We start from the raw sequence: 19,342 nt of genomic DNA on the forward strand, positions 1-19,342 counted from the left end.
CTCACTTGATTTCTGCGTATTTCACCATCGCCTTCTCGAATTTCCGCTTGAACGGCCACATCGCGCCGAGAATCTCGCGGAAGCTGGCCGAGCTTCGAGCCCGGTCTGTCTTGCCGAACGCGAAGATGCTGTTGTTGCGCAGGTGCTTCATGATAGTGGGATTGGACACTCTGTAGTTCAGCAGGTCGCCCGAGCTCAGCGCGGAGCGCGTCGGTGTCGGGACGATCTGGATCAGCTCGAACAGCTTCATCTGGTCGATCGGGTCCGGCAGGGTCTTCACGATTGTGGGGATCTCGCGGAACAGATCGGCGTGCGCGTTCATCAGGCCGTCGCGCACATTTGTCCAGTGATTGAAGCGGCGGTCGGTGCCGCGGGAGCGGGCTTCCTCCTTGTCGTCCCGGGCGCTTAATGCCGGATCGAGCGTCGCGATCGTGCCCTTGATGGCAGCCCATTTGCGCTGGCCGTTGCGGTCCTCCGAGGGGCCCGTCTGAAAGCTGCCCATATAGGTGTTCGAGCGCGCATTGCGGACGTTCTGCTTGCCGTTGGTCTCGGCATAGAACAGCCCCAGGCTGATGCGGCCCGCGGCTTCGGCGTCCTTGGATGCAAGTCCCTTGGCGCGCGCAATCGCGGTGCCGAGATCGATGACGTCCTTGAACGGCGTTGCCGAATTCTGAGCGTCCTCGGGCGGCGCCTCCATGATGTCGAAGATGTCAGCATATTCGTCGACCAGCGGCTCGATTGCGGCATCGAAATATGCAGGAGGAATCCCGAACTTGTTTGGCTTGCCGATCCGCGACGGCATGGCGTCGGTGAGATCCTTGTAGGTGCTGATCACAGCGACGCGGGCGAGGTATAAGGCCTGGCCCGGCAGGTTCGGCAGCGGCTGCCTGGTTTCGATCTGGCGGCGCCGTTCGGCGAGGATCGATTTGAAATCGGCAAGCGCCCGATCATAGGCGGCTTGCGCGTCCGCTTGCGTTGACGTCAGCGGTTGCGCCCGGCTCGCGGCGGGCGTTGTGAGCAGTAGTAGCCCAAGCACCGCCGCGGCGGCTGCGGCCCGGCATCGTTGTCCCATGGCGAGTTCCCGTCTCTCCCGGAGATTCATCGTCATGGGATCGTAAACGTCAGCCGCATCGCCTGGCGAGGTTCAAATCGGGTGCTCCGGTGTCATCCCACTGCTCGGTACTCCGGCGCCGTCGCCAGGAACTTGGCATAGGCATCCGCGTCCGGCGGCAGGAAGCGTCCCCCGAGCCCGCCGCGTTTTTGGGTCTTTGCGCCCATGTCGGCCATCAGCTCGTCGAAATGACGATAGTGATACGGCGCGACGCACAGGCCGCCATAGACGCCCGCGGCCGGCCGCTCGACGCGCTTGAAGTGCAGCATCATCTCGATGTTGTCGTGCATCTGCTGCGCCGTCGGCTGGTTTTTGAGTTGCCCGTCGGCATAGCGGACCAGCCAGTTGGCCGCGAGATCGGCGCAGAGCACGGTGCAGAACGACGAGTTGAAACCGACGAAGCCGAGGTCGGGCAGGTCAGGATTGGCGATCAGGCGATAGAGGCGGTACTGCCCGTCCGCATCGACCAGCTTTTGTTGATAGGCCTCGGGGAGAAACGGCACGCCGAGCTTGTAGCCGATCGCAAGCACCGCGACGTCGGCGCCGACACGCTCGCCGCCGCTCATCACGATCGTGTCGCCTTCATAATGATCGAACGTGCCGAACACCGCCTTGATGCGGCCGTCGGCGACCATCGGATAGAAGCCCGGCGTTGCGATCGGTACCGAGCAATTGATGCCGTCCTCGATCCGCTCGTTCGGGACCATCCTGCACTTGTTGAGCTTGAGCTGCGCCTTCAAGAGGCTCTCCAGCCCGCGCCAGTTCGCCCAGGCCAGCGGCGCGGTGACGCGGTGCGCGAGCCGCGTCAGAGGGCTCGCACCCCAGCCCTGAAACATCTCTTCCTGCGCGCGGATGTAGAGGATCCGCTTGAAGTTGACGAGCCCGCCGATGAAATAGGGGATTCGCCACACCGGCTCGCGCATCACGATGGTGACCTCGCGCGCGCCCGACTTCACCGCGTTCACGGCAATATCGGTCGCCGATTTCGATCCGCCGAGCACGACGACGCGGCGGCCCTTCGCCAGCGTGGGGTCGCCGTATTTCGACGAATGCAGGACCTGTCCGCCCTGCGCCAGGAAACTTTCTTCGCCGCGGCAATGCAGCTCGCGCGGCTCGTTGAACTGTCCGATGCAGACCGCGACGAAATCGAAATCCTCGTTGGTGCTCGCGCCGTCCTTGGTCGTCAGCGTCAGGGTCCAGCCCGGCTTGCCGTCGGCGCGCCGCGCCATGCCCACGACCGAAGTGTTGAAGCGCAGCATGTGGTCGAGACCGAAGCTCCTGGCGTAATCGGCGAGATAGGCATGGACCTGCGGCCCCGTCGGCCATTCCGGATAGGCGTCCGGCATGGCGCGATCGGTGTAGCGGTAGAGATCCTTCGGGCTCTGGGTCTGGACGTCGGGATAGGAACGTGCCGGTTCCCAGACGCCGCCGAGATCGGCGCTGCGCTCGACGATGGTGACGCGGTGGCCACGGGCGGAGAATGCTTTTGCGGTGGCGAGGCCGGAGACGCCGGCGCCGATCACGCAGACATGTTTTTGGCTGACCATGGGAGGGCTCGCAATCAATCTGTTTCGCGCGCAAGCGGCCTGGTTCGGCCGCAAGGCACGGCCGGCCGAGCTGCAAGCAGATGAAAGGGACGAGGAGGCGTGCCGCTTAGTCGTTGGCCTCGGGCGGCAGGAAGTCGACCTCGTGCAGCGCCGAGATGCGCACGACTTCGGCCGGGTCGGTCAGATTGTGGAGCTGGTTGAACAGCGCCTCCAGCTTCTGCGTCGGCGAGACCCAGAACAGCGCGCGGCACGGCTTGTCGGATTTGTTGAAATAGCCGTGCGGAATGCCGCGCGGCATCCGCACGAGATCGCCGGCATGCGCCTTGACCCAGACGCCGTCGAGCTTGAGGTCGAGCGTGCCTTCCTGCACCAGGATGAATTCGTCCTGCGTCGGATGGATATGCACCGGCACGAACTGGCCGGGATCGCTGTTGGTCTCGAACGCGAAGGTGGACTCGGTGACGGCCTTGGGGAAATAGACTTGGCCAAGGATGTTCCAGCTCTTGCCGCCATAGCCCGTGCCGTTTGCAGTAATGCCCTTTTCGAGTGCAGTCATGGCTTGCTCCTGATGGATTCCGGCAGGGACGGAGCTTCGGCCAGCCATGGCCTCCTGTCTATCCGCTAAACGAATCCGGTAAGGCTGCTGCTATGCAGCACGACGATTTCGAGAAACGGCTCTTTTCGCCTCCGGGCAACTATTATAAGCTTAAAGCAATTCCGTGACGCCATGCGTGGTCGATGATGTCCGCAGCCGTGCAGGAAATGAGCGCAAGGGTGTCCGAAGCCGAACGGCTTGCAGCCTTTGCCCGCGTCACCACCGATGATGTCGATGAAGCGGCCGAGCAGATCGGGCGTATCTTCTGTCCGCATGATCTCAAGCCGGCACGGCCCCGTGCGGCCGGGTTCTCCGCACGGCACAATTGCGCTGATTTCGACGGCTTTTCGATCAACTACGTTGCCTATGGCGGATCGGTGAGCATCGATCCCGGCTGCCTCGATCGCTTCTTCCTGGTGCAGATCCCGCTCTCGGGCACAGCTCACATTCACGCCGGCGCCGGCGAATTCGATGCTGCTCCTGGCCGGATCGCCTCGCTGCTGTCGCCGACCATCCCGACCCGGATGATGTGGAGCGATTGTGCGCAGGCGATCCTGCTGCTCGATCGCCGCATGGTCGAGCAGCGTGCCGCGGCGCTGTCCGGCGCGGCGGCCGGCGCGGTCGAGTTCGATCCTGTGGTCGACCTGAACACGTCGTCGGGCCAGGCCTTGCGGACCAGTCTTGCCGAGTTGATGACGCTCGCCGAACGGCTCGGACCGTCCGGCCTGATGTCGCCCGTCACGATGGCTGATTGGCGCGAGGTGCTGTTCGATCGTCTGCTCAACGGCCTGCGGCATGACCGGTCGGATGCGATCAGGACGTTTTCGGGGCAAGCCGAGCGTTTGCCGCGCGCACTCCGCGCCGCGCGCGATCATCTCGCCGACAATGCCGGCGAGCCGCTCGACCTGGTGCAGCTTGCCTGCGCGGCCGGGATCGGCATCCGCGCGCTCCAGCTCGGCTTCCGCCGTCACTTCGGGCTCTCGATCTCGCAGATGTTGCTCGACATGCGCCTTGCCGGTCTGCACGCCCGGCTCGCGCAGGCGTCACCCGACGTGTCGATCACCGACATCGCCTTCGATCTCGGCTTTACCCATCTCGGCCGCATGGCCGGCGCCTATCGCGCAAAGTTCGGCGAGACGCCGTCGGCGACGTTGCGGCGACGGATGAGCTAGAGCATGATGAGACTAGGTTTCATTTGCCGCGACAAGAAAGGTGCGCTCCCTCCCCCGCCTGCGGGGGAGGGTTGGGGAGAGGGTTTCTCCGCAACGGGACACTCCCCCAGAGGAGAGAACCCTCACCCGGCGCGTTGCGCCGACCTCTCCCGCAAGCGGGAGAGGTGCACCGAGCCCGCGGCGGCTTGATTCAACCCAATCTCATCGCGCTTTAGGTCATGTTCACGATCGCGAGCCGCGGTCTTCGGCGGCCTGCCTGCGCAGAAAACCCTCGAGATCGGCCTGCACCGAATAGGGCGTCGGGATGGCGTCGCCCACTGCGTCGACGGCGGTGTCGAGCGAGCGGCGCAGCATGCGTGCCAGTTCGGCCTTGCGATAGGGTTTCGTCAGAAGCGGCGCTCCCATGGTGACGCCTGCCTGCGCATGCTGGGAGTCGTGGGCATAGCCCGACGTGAACAGCACGCGAAGCGAAGGACGTGCGGCCACCATCTGGTCGGCGAGCTCGCGCCCGTTGATGCTTCCGGCCATCACGATGTCGGTGAAGAGCAGGTCGAACGGCGTGCCGGCGGCCGCAATCGCCAGCGCTTCGGCCGCGTTGGTGGCAGGGAGGACCTTGTAGCCCAGGCTCTCCAGCTGGACGGTGACGTATTGGCGGACGTCGCGGTCGTCCTCGACGCAAAGGATGGTCTCAGTCCCTCCCACGATCTTGCGCGCGTCATAACTTGCGGGGCGAAGCGCGCTGGTCTCGGCCTTCGGCAGATAGATCGTGAAGACCGTGCCGTGGCCTTCCTCGGATCTGACCTTGATGCCGCCGCCGGATTGCTTGACGAAGCCGAACACCATGCTGAGCCCGAGGCCGGTGCCCTTGCCGACCTCCTTGGTCGAGAAGAACGGATCGAAGATGCGTTCGAGGAGCGCCTGCGGAATGCCGGTGCCGGTGTCTGCGATCTCGATCTCGACATAGTCGCCAGCATAGCCGGCGCCAACTGCGAAGGCTTCGCGCACGCCGAACACCACGTTGCGTGTGGTCAGCGTCAAGCGGCCGCCTTCCGGCATCGCATCGCGGGCATTGATCGCGAGGTTGAGCAGCGCCGAGGAAAGCTGTCCGCGGTCGGCGAACGCCAGCCAGACGCTGCGGTCGAACTTCCTGACGATCTCGATCTTCTTGTCGAAGGTCGCCAGCAGCAGCTTCGCAAGCTCTTCGAGCAAATCGTTGACGTCGATCTCGGCCGGTTGCAGCGCCTGCTTGCGCGCAAAGGACAGCAGGCTCGAGGTCAGGGCCGCGCCGCGATCGGCGGCCTCGCTGATCAGCTTGGTGATGGTGGCGAGCGGCGGATTGTCCTTCACGGCCTCGGCGAGGATCTCGATCGTGCCCGTGATCACCGTGAGCATGTTGTTGAATTCATGCGCGATGCCGCCGGTGAGCTGGCCGATGGCATCCATCTTCTGGGCCTGGATCAACTGTTCTTCGGCCGCGCGCTTCTGCGTCAGATCCTTGACGAAGACATTGATGATGGTGCGGCCGCCGGCGTGGAGCGCCGTGCTCGATGCCTCGACCAGCATCGCATCGCCGTTCCGGTGCACAAGGCTCGCCTCGAAACGGATGCCGATCGGCGTATCGGATAATTCCGGCAACATCCGCATCATGCGTTGTCTGAAGCCTGATCGCAGCGGTTCGGCGAGCAGCAGTTCGACGACGTCCGCGCCGACCGCCTCCTGCCGCGACCATCCGGTCAGAGCCTCGGCCTGCACGCTCCACTCCAGCACGATGCCGGCAGCGTCGGTCTGAATGAACGCGTCGAGGGCGGTCCTGATGACGGCTTGCGTCATCTGGGCACTGTCAGCGCGCGCCCGCGCCTGCTCGGCCAGTTGTCCGGCAACGTGCTTGTCTTGGGACGTTGCGATTCTGTCTGCGCAAAACCGCGCGAGCAGCACCGCAGCGGCGGCGCTTGTCAGCAAGGCGATGATTTGGGCAATGCCGAACCCGGGTCCGGCCACGACATAGGAGACGAGGAGGGCCGCAGCGGTCACGACGGCTTGCGCAGCCATCGCGCGTGTCAGAAACCCCCTGAGTTTCATGGTCTGATCACACCCACGACGTTAGCCGCGAACCCCAGGGACCTTCATTGGACTTCCAGGTCCGCCCGGTCGAATGAGTCCGGCTCCCTGTGAGCTACAGACTCCCTGCGGCGCCGTCGAGGGCAATTTCCGGCGGTATCGAGACGGGTGCGTGTCGGGTGCTCAACCAGCAGGCGAATCGGTCTGGCGCAGTGTCGTGACCCAGATCACGCGCGCGGTCTGTTGGGTCGGGTTGTCGAACATGTGCGGCACGATGCTCGGGAAGCGGAAGCTATCGCCTGCTTCGAGCACATGAGCCTGGTTGTCCAGCCACAGCCGCAGGCTGCCGGAGAGGATATAGCCGGCCTTCTCGCCGGTATGTTGCAGGAAGTCGGTGCCTGAGGAGGCACCCGGATTGAGCGTGAGCTCATAGAGCTCGAGCTGGCCCTTGCCCTCCGGGGTCAGCGCTTCCTTGACGACGCCGCTGGCGGTGAGACGCAGCAGGCGCCGGTTGTTCTTGCGGACGATATAGCGCTGCACGTCGCCGGGATCGCTGCTCTCGAAGAAATAGGAGATCGGCACCTCTAGCGCGATGCTGAGCAGCCGCAGCGTGCGAATCGAGGGCATCGCGCGCGCGCGTTCGAGCTGGCTGATCATGCCGGTGGAGAGGCCGGTCTTGTTAGCGACGTCCTGGATCGACAGACCGGCCCGCTGACGCAGCAAGCGCACGGTTTCGCCGAGGCGCTGGTCCACGGCATCGTCAGTCTCGATCGCCGGGACGTCCTTCGGAGCGTTCGTGTCGCCGCGACCATCCATGTCGCTCTCCCATGCATCGTCCGAAGCACCCGAGTGCATCGGTCCGCGGCTTCAGCCGGAGTGAAAAGGTCGCGCATACTAGCAATGCGATTGACAGCTGTATTTAGTCGTGATGAAATTTTGTTTGAAAAATTTAGAAGCACTAAAGCTCACTCCTGTCCCTTTGCCGGGGTTTCGGGGGCGCGGGAGACGGTGCCGCGTGCGGGAACGGAGACTGGTCATGGCAGACAGCACCGGCAAGCTCGGCGTTGGGAGACTGCATCACCTCGGCATTCCGACGCGCCGTCAATTCTTTCAGCTTGGCGCAGGTGCGGCGGCGTTGACGCTTCCAGGCAGCGCCTTTGCGCAGACGGAGCGTCCGGGCAATCCGCCGGACAAGCCGCGTGGCCAGGTGATCGCGGCGCTATCGCAGGAGCCGACCGTGTTTCATCCGCTGATGCCCGGCATCGAGGTTGATCAGGGTGTCTGGTGGCAAGTGTTCTCGCTGCTCTGGTTCATCGATCCCGAGGGCAATTTCGTTCCGGACCTGGCGCGCGAAGTCCCGACCATCGAGAATGGCGGATTGTCGGCCGACGGACTGACCTGGAAGATCAAGCTGCGCAGCGACGTAAAGTGGCACGACGGCACGCCGTTCACGGCCGACGACGTCAAGTTCTCGCTCGAGCTGATCAACGATCCCAATTTCCGTGCGCGCAGCCGCGTCGGCCACAGCCTCGTCAAGGACATCGAGGTGGTCGCGCCGGACGAGATCCACTGGCGCATGGAAGCGCCCTATTCGCCCTACATGTCGATCCTGGGCTCGCTGACTTTCATCGTGCCCAAGCACATTCTGGAGAAGGTCTCCGATCCCAACGCCTCGCCGTTCCACAATGCGCCTGTCGGCACCGGGCCGTTCCGCTGGGGCGAGCGCGTGCCCGGCGATCATATCCTGCTGAATGCCTACACGGGCTATCACGGCAAGGGGCCTTACGTCGAACGCGTGGTCTTCAAATACATCCCCGACCTCACCGTGCTCTACACCCAGTTCCGCACCGGACAGGTCGACTACACCGGGCTGCAAGGCATCCTGCCGAACTTCGTGCAGGAGGCGAAGACGCTGAAGGGCCGCAAGATTGTCGTCTCGTCGACCTCCTCGGTGGAGCACATTGCGCCCAATCTCGAGTTCGGTCCTTTCGCCGACCGTGCCGTGCGCGAGGCGCTCTATTACGCCATCAACAAGCAGGCGATCATCGACGCGCTCTATTATGGTCTGCCGACGCAGACCGAGACGTTCGTGCCGCAGCAGGCCTGGTCGTTCCAGCAAGGGTTGCCGCAGCACAAATACGATCCCGCCAAGGCCAATACGCTGCTTGATGCCGCGGGGTGGGTCCGCGGCTCCGGTGGCGTGCGCGAGAAGAACGGTGTGAAGCTCGAATTCACCAATTCGACGACGGCGGGCAGCGCCGTGCGCGAGCAGTGCCAGCAGCTCCTGATCCAGGACTGGCGGGCCATTGGCGCTGCGATGCGCGTCAACAACATGCCGGCGGCCGTAATCTGGGGCGACTTCTGGCAGCAATCGAAGTTCAATTCGGTCATCGTCGGCGTGAACTTCATGCTGGGCAGCGACCCTGATGTGACGCCGCGGTTCGGCTCCGGCGCGATTCCCGCCAAGGGCGGCCGTGGCTACAACACCTATCAATACCAGAGCGCGGAGGCCGATCGGCTGCTCGCGCAAGGCGCCAAGCAGTTCGATCTCGCGCAGCGCAAGACCACTTACGGCGAGCTGCAGAAGCTGATCCGCAGCGACCTCGCGATCCTGCCGCTGTTCCAGGGCTTCATCGCCGAAGGCGTGAAGGAGGGGCTGCAGGGCTTCCGTCCCAACATCAACACCTCGATCAACAGCTGGAACATGCGCGAATGGTACTGGGCCTGATCAGGATCGCCTGAGATGGCCCGTTACGTCCTCAATCGCCTGGCGCAGGCGGCCATGCTGCTGGTGATCGTCTCGGCGATCGGCTTTGCCATCCTGCATCTGGCGCCGGGTGGTCCGCTCTCGCAATTTGCCGCGTCCGCTCAGATGACGCAGGAGGACCTTGACCGCGTCACCAGGCAGCTCGGCCTCGATCGCCCGCTGCCGATCCAGTATCTCGACTGGTTCGGCCGCATGTTGAAAGGCGATTGGGGCAAGTCCTATCGCGACGGCGAGGCGGTGCTGTCGGTGATCTCCTCGCATCTCGGCGCAACGCTGGAGTTGATGACGACCGCGACCATCATCGCCGTGCTGCTCGGCTGCTGGATCGGCATCTCTGGCGCGCTGCGACGCTACTCGCTGTTCGACTCGCTCGCCACCGTCGGCGCCATGATCGCGCTGTCGATCCCGACCTTCTGGTTCGGTCTTGTCACGATCTACGTGTTCTCGGTGAAGCTCGGCTGGCTGCCGGCCGGCAACCGCGAGACCGTCGGCGACGGCTCCTTGCCCGACCTGCTGCATCATCTGATTGCGCCGGCCATGGTGCTGGCGCTGGTCGAGACCGCGATGTGGGGGCGTTTCATGCGCTCCTCCATGCTCGAGGTCATTAACCAGGATTACATCCGCACGGCGCGCGCCAAGGGTATCCCGGAATGGCGCATTCTCACCGTGCACGCGCTGCGCAATGCGCTGCTGCCGATGATCACGGTGGCCGGTCTTCAATTTCCCACACTGCTCGGCGGCGCGCTCGTGGCGGAGACCGTGTTCACCTGGCCCGGCATGGGCCGGCTGTTCCTCGATTCGATCGGCTACCGCGACTATCCCGTGGTGATGGGGATCCTGATGTTCTCGGCAATGATGGTGCTGATCGGCTCGCTGCTTGCGGACATGCTCTACGCCGTCGTCGATCCGCGCATCCGGGTGGGCTAGGCGATGGCGACCGCAGTCTTGTCCACCGCTCAACCCCCGCCCGGCCAGGCCGCATGGCGGCGCTTCCGCCGGCATCGCCTGGCCCTCGCCGGTGCCGTCATCATTCTGGTGCTGGTGCTCGGCTCCGTCTTCGGTCCCTATCTACTGCCGTTCGACGACACCTATATCGACATCATGAAGCGGTTCGCGCCGCCGCTCTCGGGTGCGCATATCCTCGGCACCGACGAGCTCGGCCGCGACGTGCTGGCACGCCTGATGATGGGCGCACGCATCTCGCTGTCGATCGGCTTCGTCGCGATGGTGATCGCGATGGCGGTCGGCATCGTCGTCGGCGCCTTCGCCGGATTCTATGGCGGCGTGGTCGGGGCGGTGTTGATGCGGCTGGCCGACGCGGTGCTGTGCTTTCCGACCATCTTTCTGCTGCTGGCGCTGGCCGCGCTAACCGAGCCCGGCTTCGTCACCACCACCGTGCTGATCGCAGCGACCGCCTGGATGTGGGTGGCCCGCGTCGTCGAGGCCCAGGTGCGCTCGCTGCGGGAACGCGAGTTCGCGGTGGCCGCGCTCGCCTTCGGCTCGTCCAATCTGCAGATCATGTTCCGCGAGCTCGTGCCCAACGCGATCGCGCCGATCGTGGTGGCCGCGACGCTCAACGTCGCCAAGGCCATCCTGCTGGAATCCTATCTCAGCTATCTCGGCTACGGCATCCAGCCGCCGGCCGCGAGCCTGGGCAACATGCTCAACAACGCGCAGATCTATCTGACCAGCGCGCCGTGGCTCGCGATCGCGCCGGGCCTCGTCATCACCCTCGCGGTGACCAGCTTCAACTTCCTCGGTGACGGCCTGCGCGATGCACTCGATCCGCGAATGAACATCTCATGACAAAAAGACTCGAACCAAGCTTCAGGAGTCCATCATGTCCCCGCCGCTCAACCGTATAAACAGCGACGAGCGCCTGCCGGCCCAGGCGGATGTCGTCGTCATCGGCGGCGGCGTGATCGGCGTGTCTGCGGCCTATCACCTAGCGAAGAAGGGCCTCTGCGTCGCGCTGGTCGAGAAAGGCCATGTCGGCGGGGAACAGTCGAGCCGCAATTGGGGCTGGTGTCGCCAGCAGGGACGCGCGCGCGAGGAAATCCCGCTCGCCCGAGAAGCGCTACGCTTGTGGGAGGACATGCAGAACGATGCCGGCGTCGATGCCGGCTTCCGCCGCACCGGCGTGCTGTTCCTGACCAAGAGCAAGGACGAACTCGCAAGCTGGGAACGCTGGGCTGCGGTCGCGCGCGAGATGCAGGTGCACTCGACGGTCCTCACGCCGGCCGAGGTCGCCGAGCGCATGCCGGGGAATACCGATCAATGGGTCGGCGGCCTGCACACCCCGAGCGATGGCCGCGCCGAGCCGTCGATGGCGGTGCCTGCGCTGGCGACTGCCGCGCGAAAGCACGGTGTCACCATCCACCAGGGCTGCGCCGCGCGCGGGCTGGAGACTTCAGGCGGAAAGGTCAGCGCTGTCGTCACGGAAAAGGGCACCATTCGCACCCAGGCGGTGCTGCTGTCGGGCGGCGCCTGGTCGTCGCTGTTCTGCCGCCGCCACGGCATCGAGCTGCCGATCGGACTCGTCAATGCCACGGCGTGCCGGACCACGCCGGGACCCGAGATCACCTCCGGTGCGCTGGGCACCGACTTCTACTGCATCCGCCGCCGCCTCGACGGCGGCTTCACGCTGGCCCTGCGCAACCGTGGCACGGTGGAGCTGTCCCCGGATCTGCTGCGCTACGCCTGGACCTTCTGGCCGACATATCTGCATCGCAAGAACGGATTGAAGATGTCGTTCGGCAAGTCGTTCTTCGACCAGCTTATGCGCGGCACCAGCTGGAGCTTTGACAGGCCGTCGCCGTTCGAGACCGAGCGCGTGCGCGATCCTGCGCCCGACATGTCCCTGGTCAACGCGGCGCTGGCCTCATTGATCAAGGCGAACCCTGAGCTGAAGGATATCGAGATCGCGGAAGCCTGGGGCGGCACCATCGATTGCACGCCGGATACGATTCCCGTGATCTCGCCGGTCGACGCGCTACCAGGCTTCTTCCTCGCCACGGGCTTCTCCGGCCATGGTTTCGGCATCGGGCCCGCCGCCGGCAAGCTCGCTGCCGACATCGTCACCGGCGCGACGCCGCTGGTCGATCCCGCCGCCTACAGCCACAAGCGCATGATCGATGGCCGTCGGCTGGCGCCGGTCAGCCCGTTCTGAGGGCCGCATGACGGTCCTCTACAAGGCCAACATGGTGCGCGGCGCCGAGTGGGCGCGCTTCTTTGCGGAGCGCGCGCCTGATGTGCCATTCCGGCTTTGGCCCGACATCGGCAATGCCACCGACGTTCGTTATCTCGTGGCCTGGGTGCCGCCTGACGATATCGCGACGACCTTTCCCAACCTCGAACTCGTCTTCTCGGTCGGCGCCGGCGTCGACCAGTTCGACGCGACGAAACTGCCCCCGCACATTCCACTGGTGCGCATGCTGGAGCCCGGCATCGCCGAGACCATGGTCGAATACGTCACCCTTGCTGTGCTGGCCTTGCACCGTGACCTCCTGCACTTCATCAACCAGCAGAAGGAGCAGGTCTGGCGCGAGATCCGGATCACGCCGGCTAGGCGTCGGCGGGTCGGCGTGATGGGGCTCGGCCAGCTCGGCCAAGCCGTGCTCGAACGGCTCAAAGCGTTCGGCTTTCCACTGTCGGGGTGGAATCGCTCGCTACGCGAGATTGCGGGCGTGGCTTGCTACGCGGGCGCGGGCACCTTGCCGGAGTTTCTCGCACATGCCGATATCCTCGTCTGCCTGTTGCCCCTGACCGACGAGACCCGCGGCATCCTCAACGCCGATCTGTTCGCGCGCCTGCCGCGCGGCGCAGGGCTCGTCAATGTCGGGCGCGGTCCGCATCTCATTGAGGCCGACTTCCTCGCGGCGCTCGACAGCGGCGCGCTGTCGGGGGCCGTCCTCGATGTCACCGATCCCGAGCCGCTGCCGGCGGCCCATCCGTTCTGGAGCCATCCGCGCATCCTGCTGACGCCGCACAATGCCAGCATGACCTCGCCGGATACGGCCGTCGATTTCGTGCTCGACGTCATCGCCCGCCACCGGCGGGGCGAAGCGCTGCCGGGATTGGTCGATCGCGGCCGTGGTTACTAGGACATTCGCATGAGCATGAGCGCAAGCGGAGCCGACCACGTGATCGCCGAAGCGCGGTCGTCCGTGCTGTCCGTCTCCGGCCTGACCACCTCCTTCATGCTCGAGCGACGATGGATTCCCGTCGTCCGCAATGTCTCCTTCGACATCGCGCCGCGGGAAACCGTGGCGATCGTCGGGGAGTCCGGCTCGGGCAAGAGCGTCACCGCCCTGTCGATCATGCGGCTCATTCCCAGGGAGATCGGCCGCGTCGAGGGGCGCGTCATGCTCGCCGGCCGTGATCTGCTGGCGCTGCCCGAACCGAGTATGAAGGACATCCGCGGCAACGATGTCGCGATGATCTTCCAGGAGCCGATGACGAGCCTCAATCCCGTGCTCACCATCGGTTTCCAGATCGCCGAAGCATTGATCCAGCATCGCGGCCTGTCGCGTGCGGCGGCGGAGGCCGAGACCATCCGTCTGCTCGATCGGGTCCGCATCCCCGCGGCGAAGTCACGCTTCCACGAGCATCCGCATCGCTTCTCCGGCGGCATGCGCCAGCGCGTGATGATTGCGATGGCGCTGGCCTGCAAGCCAAAACTCCTGATCGCGGACGAGCCGACCACCGCGCTCGACGTCACCATCCAGGCTCAGATCCTGGAGCTCCTCAAGGAGCTTCAGCAGGAGGAGGGGATGGCGATCCTCTTCATCACCCACGACATGGGCGTGGTCGCCGAGATCGCCGACCGCACCGTCGTCATGTATGGCGGCCAGGCGGTGGAAACGGATGCAACCGCGCGCATCTTCGCCGCGCCCTCGCATCCCTACACCCGCGCACTGCTGTCCGCCGTGCCGCGGCTCGGCTCCATGGAGGGACGCGCGCGACCGATGCGTTTCCCGATCGTCGACAAGGTGACGGGCACCTCGGACGAGCCGGCGGAGACGCCCGATACGGTCTCGACCGCCGAGCGGCCGCTGCTGGAGGTGTCAAATCTCACCACGCGCTTTCCGATCCGCTCGGGCCTGTTCGGCAAGGTCTCGGGCCGCGTCCATGCGGTCGAGAACGTCTCCTTCACCTTGCGCGCCGGCGAGACCCTGGCGCTGGTCGGCGAGTCCGGCTGCGGCAAGTCGACCACCGGCCGCTCGATCCTCAAGCTGACCGAGCCGGATAGCGGCACCGTTCTGATCGACGGCCAGGACGTGCTCGCCATGAACGGCCGCGCCTTGCGCGACTTCCGCAAGCATATGCAGATCGTGTTTCAGGATCCTTTCGCGAGCCTCAATCCGCGCATGTCGGTGGGCACCGCGATCGCCGCGCCCTTGCTTGCCAACGGGCTCGCCACTGCGTCCCAAGCGCGCGACAAAGTCGCCAATCTGCTGGTGCGCGTCGGCCTCGCCGCCGACATGGCGGCGCGCTTCCCGCACGAATTCTCCGGCGGCCAGCGTCAGCGCATCTGCATCGCGCGCGCGCTCGCGCTCGGACCAAAACTGATCGTCGCCGACGAGGCCGTCTCCGCGCTCGACGTCTCGGTGAAGGCGCAGGTCGTCAACCTGATGCTCGATCTCCAGGCCAGCATGGGCCTCGCCTATCTCTTCATTTCCCACGACATCGCGGTGGTCGAGCGGATGAGCCATCGCGTCGCCGTGATGTATCTTGGCGAGATCGTCGAGATCGGCCCGCGCGCGGCCTTGTTCGGCAATCCCCAGCACCCCTATACGAAGAAGCTGATGGAAGCCGTGCCGGTGCCCGATCCTGCACGCCGCGGCACCAGGCGCAAAGCGGCGAACGACGAGATCAGGAGCCCGGTGCGCGCGACGGATTACCAGCCGCCGGTGCGGCAATATCGCGAGGTCTCGCCCGGCCATGTCGTGCAGGTCTGGGGCGAGGAGTGGTCGGCCTGAGGAGCCGTCATGAATTCACGTGCACGAAATCCCGCAGCAGCGGATAGATCTCGTTGTTCCAGCGTTTGCCGGAGAATACGCCGTAATGGCCGACGCCGGCCTGCATGTGATGGACGCGACGATAGGCGCGCACGCTGGTGCAGAGGTCTTGCGCCGCCAGCGTCTGGCCGATCGAGCAGATGTCGTCCTTCTCGCCCTCGACCGTCATCAGGCCCATGCGGCTGACGGCCCTGGTGTCGACCGGGCGGCCGCGATGCATCAGCTTGCCCTGCGGGAGCAGGTGCTCCTGGAAAACATCGCGCACGGTCTCGATGTAGAACTCGGCCGGCAGGTCCATCACCGCAAAATACTCGTCGTAGAAGGTCTTGATCGTCGCCGCCTTGTCCGTCTCGCCCTTGGCGATGTGGTTGGCGAGATCCATGTGCTGCTTGATGTGGCGCTCGAGATTCATCGAGACGAAGGCGGTGAGCTGCACGAAGCCGGGATAGACCTTCCGGAATGCGCCGCGGCACTGCACCGGCACGTAGTTGATCAGGTTGCGCTCGAACCATTCGATCGGCTTGCTCTTGGCAAACTCGTTGACCTTGGTCGGCTGGATCCGCGTGTCGATGGGACCTGCCATCAGCGTCAGCGTCGCCGGGCGAGAGGGATGATTGCCCTCGCACATGATCGCCGCGGCCGCGAGCGCAGAGACGGACGGCTGGCAGATCGCCACCATATGCGGGCGCGGTCCGAGCTGGCCGAGGAAGTCGATCAGGTGTTCAGTGTAATCGTCGAGCCCGAAGCGGCCTTCGCTGCGCGGAATGTCGCGCGGATTGTGCCAGTCGGTGATGTAGACGTCGTGATCCTGCAGCAGCGTCTTGACGGTGCCGCGCAACAGCGTGGCAAAATGGCCCGACATCGGCGCCACCAGCAGCATGCGCGGCTGCTCGCTCACGCCGTGTTTCCTGAAGTGCAGCAGCGAGCCGAAGGGCGTTGCGTAGGCGATCTCCTCGGTGACGCCGACCTCGCGATTTCCGACCATCACGCTGTCGATGCCGTAGGCCGGGCGGTCATAGGTCAGGGTGGAGCGCGAGATCAGCTCCAGCGCCGCCGACAGCCGGCCGACGACCTGGTCCGACATCCCCTGCGGCATCAGGTTGAGGAATTTCAGGGCGGACGAGGCGCCGGCCCGCAATGGCGCGGTCAGGTCCATCTGGTTCTGAAAAGCCTGATAATACATCGACATCATACGGAAGCGCCCACCTGTCCGCTGCCGTCATGCAATATCGGAGCCAGACGGGGACGGACGTCCTCAAATTGGCACGTCGCTTGCTGCTCGTTGGGCCGGAAAACGTGAGGGAAGGGCCCTATGGCGAAGGCGACACTGACCATCAGCAGCAAGAACTACTCGTCCTGGTCGCTGCGTGGCTGGCTGCTGACGAAATTTTCCGGGCTCGAGTTCGAGGAGATCGTCACAGCGCCGGACGACGCGTCGGCGCGCGCCGAAATCCTGCTGCTGTCGTCCTCGATCCTGGTGCCCTGCCTGCGGCACGACGGCGCCACCGTCTGGGATACGCTCGCCATCGCCGAATATCTCAACGAGGTGATGCCGGACGCCGGCCTGTTGCCTGATGACCGCGTCCAGCGCGCGCATTGCCGGTCGATCTGCGGCGAAATCCATTCCGGCTTCACCACGTTGCGCGCCTCTCTGCCGGTCAACCTGAAGAGCCATTTCCCCGGCTTCAAGATCTGGTCGCGCGCGCAGGCCGATATCGAGCGGGTCTGGTTCATCTGGCGCGACTGCCTGGAGAAGTCAGGCGGACCGTTCCTGTTCGGCGACAAGCGCACCATGGCGGATGCGATGTACGCCCCCGTGGTGACGCGCTTCGTCACCTACGACGTCAAGCTCGAGCCCCGGTTGAAGGCCTATGCCGACACCATCATGGCCATGAGCGAGATGAAAGAATGGATCGCGGCCGCGAGGGAAGAGCCGGCTGAGATCGAGGAGCTCGAGGTCGAATATTAGGCAGGCTCAGCGAGGCCCTGCCTGTTTCCGGGGCGAGCACGGCGAACGTTCGCGCCGGCCTCTATGTCTTTGCCAGCATTAACTTTTGGCGGTGGTCTGCGGCCTTGGGCAGCAATCGCGTTGCGCAGATCTTGTGCGTGCCCGTGGAGCCTTGCCGAGATCTAGCCGTGAACAACTGCGTACAGGCTTATCAGGCTGATTCGGACGTGATTCGTTCGGGCCGCGTTCCGTTCGTTAAGTTGGAAGCGCGGCCCCGTTGCATTTTGAGACAGAAGGGCGCCGTCAAGCAGCGCCGGAGTGCTTCACCCGGGGCATGCGCCAGCCGATGACGGTGGCTTCCACCGCGATGCCGGCCTCGTGGTTCTGCCAGCGTCCCTCGACGTAGCGGCAGGCGAACGGCAGCTGATACGTGCCGCTGTGGTCCTCGCACAAAACCTCGACCGGCAGGCCGGGTGGTGGTTCGCCGGCACCATCGAATTCCGCAAGACGTCTGTCGCGCGTTGCCATTCCAAAAAACTCCCCTAATCAAAGCCGCGGAAAGAGCGCCCAGTTCTTCCGCGCGCGGTTTACTGCTCCCCCGTCCAAAGGGAACACGCCAAGCTCAACGCGAGAATGCGGTACGAGTGTGGTAGCCTTACGCGGCTGTGCGCAATCGGCGCACATTGCCGTGATCAATTTGCTGAGGAACCTTTCATGCCGCGCCGGATCGCTGCCGCTTGTTTCGTCATGTTACCGCTCGTCGCGCATACGCCGGTCGCGGCGCAGGACGTTCCCGGCATCGAGATCTGCACGGTCGAGAAGACGATGGAGCGGCGCACCAGCTGCCTGCAGAGCAATGTCGATTTCCTGCAGAAGACCATCACCAAGCTCAATCTCGATCACCAGCAGAAGATCGACGCCGCGACCCGCCAGATCGATACGCTGAAGGTGACGCTCGCAGGCCTGCAGAAGACCATCGGCGATCTGCAGGCGGCGCAGGCGAAGCAGGCGGACGAACTGAAGAAGAAACAGGATGTGCCCCGGCCGAAGGATGCGGCGAAGTAGCAGCAGCGCCGTAGGGTGGGCACGGCGCTTGCGCGCCTTTGCCCACCCTCCGATTTTGGCATTCGGGCCCGAGAGCAATCCTGATCAAGCGCGGCGCGCGATGACGGCGCATCATCCCCCCGCTTCGAACGAGAGCCGTGACCCATGAACCCAGCCCAGCGCGCGCTCTGGTACATCGAGAGCCATCTGGCCGAGCCGATGACGCTCGACGAGATCGCCGCGATGTCAGGCGTGTCGCGGTTCCACATCGTGCGCGCGTTTGCCGCGGCCACCGGTTATCCGGTGATGCGTTACGCGCGCGCTCGGCGGCTGACGGAAGCGGCGCGCAGTCTTGCGAAAGGCGCACCGGACATCCTCAGCATCGCGCTGGAGGCGGATTACGGCTCGCACGAGGCATTCACCCGCGCGTTCCGCGACCAGTTCGGCACCACGCCCGAAGCGGTCAGGGCCGCGAAATGCACCGGTCATCTCAAGCTGCAGGAGCCGATCCTCATGGACTCCACCATGTCAGACAATCTCAAAGCCCCGCGTTTCGAAACGGCCAAGGCTTTCCTCGTTGCCGGTCCCGCCGAGCGCATCTCCTGCGACAACGGTGCGGCCATTCCCGGCCTGTGGCAGCGCTTCCACCAGGAGGTCGCCGATATCCCCGCGCGCATCGGCAAGCTCGCCTACGGCGTCTGTTGCAATGGCGACGATGCCGGAAATCTAGATTACATCGCGGGCGTCGAGGTCGCCGATTTCTCCGGCCTGCCGCGCCGCTTCGGCCGTATCCGCATTCCCGAGCAGCGCTATGCGGTCTTCACCCATTCGGAGCATATCTCCTCGATCCGCCGCACGGTCAGCGCAATCTGGAATCAGTGGTTGCCGGCCTCCGGCCTGAACGCCGCGGACGCGCCGAACTTCGAGCGCTACGACGAGACGTTCGATCCTGTGACCGGCAATGGCGGGCTTGAAATCTGGTTGCCGGTGCGAGAGTAACGCGCAACGCTGGCATACCGTCCCGCTTGCTTGGCAAGCGGAAGCGACTTTGTCATAACCGCTGGCAAACCTTGCCAGCGG

General features: G+C 64.7%; 17 protein-coding genes. 10 read left to right on the forward strand and 7 right to left on the reverse strand.

Annotated features, from left to right (window positions below):
- Position 1 precedes the first annotated feature (1 nt).
- The 3 genes from X265_RS09555 to X265_RS09565 all read right to left on the reverse strand — a co-directional run bounded on the left by X265_RS09555 (position 2) and on the right by X265_RS09565 (position 3,214).
- Positions 2-1,072 (reverse strand): hypothetical protein, encoded by a 1,071-nt coding sequence (locus X265_RS09555; protein ID WP_128964591.1) that lies wholly within the window; start codon positions 1,070-1,072, stop codon positions 2-4.
- 92 nt (positions 1,073-1,164) lie between these two features.
- Positions 1,165-2,658: a flavin-containing monooxygenase gene (locus X265_RS09560; RefSeq protein WP_128964592.1), complete on the reverse strand. Its 1,494-nt coding sequence runs from the start codon at positions 2,656-2,658 to the stop codon at positions 1,165-1,167.
- 106 nt (positions 2,659-2,764) lie between these two features.
- Positions 2,765-3,214 carry a cupin domain-containing protein gene (locus X265_RS09565; RefSeq protein WP_128964593.1) on the reverse strand — a complete coding sequence of 150 codons (450 nt, stop codon included), beginning with the start codon at positions 3,212-3,214 and terminating at the stop codon, positions 2,765-2,767.
- 185 nt (positions 3,215-3,399) lie between these two features.
- On the opposite strand from X265_RS09565, the gene X265_RS09570 reads away from it, so the two are divergent.
- On the forward strand, positions 3,400-4,425 hold the full coding sequence (locus X265_RS09570) for an AraC family transcriptional regulator (protein ID WP_128969193.1): 1,026 nt from the start codon (positions 3,400-3,402) through the stop codon (positions 4,423-4,425).
- Between the two features lie 222 nt (positions 4,426-4,647).
- Here X265_RS09570 and X265_RS09575 read toward each other — a convergent pair whose 3' ends face one another.
- Complete coding sequence (locus X265_RS09575; protein ID WP_128964594.1) at positions 4,648-6,504, reverse strand: ATP-binding protein; 1,857 nt, start codon at positions 6,502-6,504, stop codon at positions 4,648-4,650.
- 162 nt (positions 6,505-6,666) lie between these two features.
- The gene (locus X265_RS09580; protein ID WP_128964595.1) at positions 6,667-7,299 is read right to left on the reverse strand and encodes a cupin domain-containing protein; all 633 of its coding nucleotides are present in this window, start codon (positions 7,297-7,299) and stop codon (positions 6,667-6,669) included.
- Positions 7,300-7,519: 220 nt separating this feature from the next.
- On the opposite strand from X265_RS09580, the gene X265_RS09585 reads away from it, so the two are divergent.
- Genes X265_RS09585 through X265_RS09610 form a run of 6 tightly spaced genes read left to right on the forward strand, consistent with a single transcriptional unit; the run spans position 7,520 to position 15,231 of the window.
- Entirely contained in the window at positions 7,520-9,211 is a 1,692-nt protein-coding gene (locus X265_RS09585; protein ID WP_128964596.1) for a peptide ABC transporter substrate-binding protein, read from the forward strand.
- Positions 9,212-9,226: 15 nt separating this feature from the next.
- On the forward strand, positions 9,227-10,177 hold the full coding sequence (locus X265_RS09590; RefSeq protein ID WP_128964597.1) for an ABC transporter permease: 951 nt from the start codon (positions 9,227-9,229) through the stop codon (positions 10,175-10,177).
- Positions 10,178-10,180: 3 nt separating this feature from the next.
- Complete coding sequence (locus X265_RS09595) at positions 10,181-11,056, forward strand: ABC transporter permease (protein ID WP_128964598.1); 876 nt, start codon at positions 10,181-10,183, stop codon at positions 11,054-11,056.
- Positions 11,057-11,090: 34 nt separating this feature from the next.
- Entirely contained in the window at positions 11,091-12,419 is a 1,329-nt protein-coding gene (locus tag X265_RS09600) for an NAD(P)/FAD-dependent oxidoreductase (RefSeq protein ID WP_128964599.1), read from the forward strand.
- A 7-nt stretch (positions 12,420-12,426) separates the two neighbouring features.
- Positions 12,427-13,353, forward strand: coding sequence for a 2-hydroxyacid dehydrogenase (locus X265_RS09605; protein WP_128964600.1), 927 nt, complete (start codon positions 12,427-12,429; stop codon positions 13,351-13,353).
- A 9-nt stretch (positions 13,354-13,362) separates the two neighbouring features.
- On the forward strand, positions 13,363-15,231 hold the full coding sequence (locus X265_RS09610) for an ABC transporter ATP-binding protein (RefSeq protein ID WP_128964601.1): 1,869 nt from the start codon (positions 13,363-13,365) through the stop codon (positions 15,229-15,231).
- Between the two features lie 7 nt (positions 15,232-15,238).
- On the opposite strand, the gene X265_RS09615 is transcribed toward X265_RS09610, so the two are convergent.
- Positions 15,239-16,462, reverse strand: coding sequence for a polyhydroxyalkanoate depolymerase (locus tag X265_RS09615; protein ID WP_128964602.1), 1,224 nt, complete (start codon positions 16,460-16,462; stop codon positions 15,239-15,241).
- 120 nt (positions 16,463-16,582) lie between these two features.
- Between X265_RS09615 and X265_RS09620 the strand changes: the two genes are divergently transcribed.
- Complete coding sequence (locus tag X265_RS09620) at positions 16,583-17,239, forward strand: glutathione S-transferase family protein (protein WP_128964603.1); 657 nt, start codon at positions 16,583-16,585, stop codon at positions 17,237-17,239.
- Between the two features lie 282 nt (positions 17,240-17,521).
- Here X265_RS09620 and X265_RS09625 read toward each other — a convergent pair whose 3' ends face one another.
- The gene (locus X265_RS09625; protein ID WP_128950183.1) at positions 17,522-17,746 is read right to left on the reverse strand and encodes a hypothetical protein; all 225 of its coding nucleotides are present in this window, start codon (positions 17,744-17,746) and stop codon (positions 17,522-17,524) included.
- Positions 17,747-17,932: 186 nt separating this feature from the next.
- Between X265_RS09625 and X265_RS09630 the strand changes: the two genes are divergently transcribed.
- Together X265_RS09630 and X265_RS09635 are read left to right on the forward strand one after the other, a co-directional pair.
- Positions 17,933-18,283 (forward strand): hypothetical protein, encoded by a 351-nt coding sequence (locus tag X265_RS09630; protein ID WP_128964604.1) that lies wholly within the window; start codon positions 17,933-17,935, stop codon positions 18,281-18,283.
- Positions 18,284-18,427: 144 nt separating this feature from the next.
- Positions 18,428-19,261: an AraC family transcriptional regulator gene (locus X265_RS09635; protein WP_128964605.1), complete on the forward strand. Its 834-nt coding sequence runs from the start codon at positions 18,428-18,430 to the stop codon at positions 19,259-19,261.
- The last annotated feature ends 81 nt before the right edge of the window (positions 19,262-19,342 follow it).

The sequence above is a fragment of the Bradyrhizobium guangdongense genome (assembly GCF_004114975.1).
Classification (GTDB): domain Bacteria; phylum Pseudomonadota; class Alphaproteobacteria; order Rhizobiales; family Xanthobacteraceae; genus Bradyrhizobium; species Bradyrhizobium guangdongense.

Bases quoted from the DNA above. Each gene is read 5' to 3' on its own strand.
- X265_RS09615 (WP_128964602.1), bottom strand. From the start codon at position 16,462: ATGATGTCGATGTATTATCAGGCTTTTCAGAACCAGATGGACCTGACC.
- X265_RS09595 (WP_128964598.1), top strand. From the start codon at position 10,181: ATGGCGACCGCAGTCTTGTCCACCGCTCAACCCCCGCCCGGCCAGGCC.
- X265_RS09605 (WP_128964600.1), top strand. From the start codon at position 12,427: ATGACGGTCCTCTACAAGGCCAACATGGTGCGCGGCGCCGAGTGGGCG.
- X265_RS09625 (WP_128950183.1), bottom strand. From the start codon at position 17,746: ATGGCAACGCGCGACAGACGTCTTGCGGAATTCGATGGTGCCGGCGAA.
- X265_RS09565 (WP_128964593.1), bottom strand. From the start codon at position 3,214: ATGACTGCACTCGAAAAGGGCATTACTGCAAACGGCACGGGCTATGGC.
- X265_RS09560 (WP_128964592.1), bottom strand. From the start codon at position 2,658: ATGGTCAGCCAAAAACATGTCTGCGTGATCGGCGCCGGCGTCTCCGGC.
- X265_RS09570 (WP_128969193.1), top strand. From the start codon at position 3,400: ATGTCCGCAGCCGTGCAGGAAATGAGCGCAAGGGTGTCCGAAGCCGAA.
- X265_RS09630 (WP_128964604.1), top strand. From the start codon at position 17,933: ATGCCGCGCCGGATCGCTGCCGCTTGTTTCGTCATGTTACCGCTCGTC.
- X265_RS09600 (WP_128964599.1), top strand. From the start codon at position 11,091: ATGTCCCCGCCGCTCAACCGTATAAACAGCGACGAGCGCCTGCCGGCC.
- X265_RS09585 (WP_128964596.1), top strand. From the start codon at position 7,520: ATGGCAGACAGCACCGGCAAGCTCGGCGTTGGGAGACTGCATCACCTC.
- X265_RS09580 (WP_128964595.1), bottom strand. From the start codon at position 7,299: ATGGATGGTCGCGGCGACACGAACGCTCCGAAGGACGTCCCGGCGATC.
- X265_RS09555 (WP_128964591.1), bottom strand. From the start codon at position 1,072: ATGGGACAACGATGCCGGGCCGCAGCCGCCGCGGCGGTGCTTGGGCTA.
- X265_RS09635 (WP_128964605.1), top strand. From the start codon at position 18,428: ATGAACCCAGCCCAGCGCGCGCTCTGGTACATCGAGAGCCATCTGGCC.
- X265_RS09590 (WP_128964597.1), top strand. From the start codon at position 9,227: ATGGCCCGTTACGTCCTCAATCGCCTGGCGCAGGCGGCCATGCTGCTG.
- X265_RS09575 (WP_128964594.1), bottom strand. From the start codon at position 6,504: ATGAAACTCAGGGGGTTTCTGACACGCGCGATGGCTGCGCAAGCCGTC.
- X265_RS09620 (WP_128964603.1), top strand. From the start codon at position 16,583: ATGGCGAAGGCGACACTGACCATCAGCAGCAAGAACTACTCGTCCTGG.
- X265_RS09610 (WP_128964601.1), top strand. From the start codon at position 13,363: ATGAGCATGAGCGCAAGCGGAGCCGACCACGTGATCGCCGAAGCGCGG.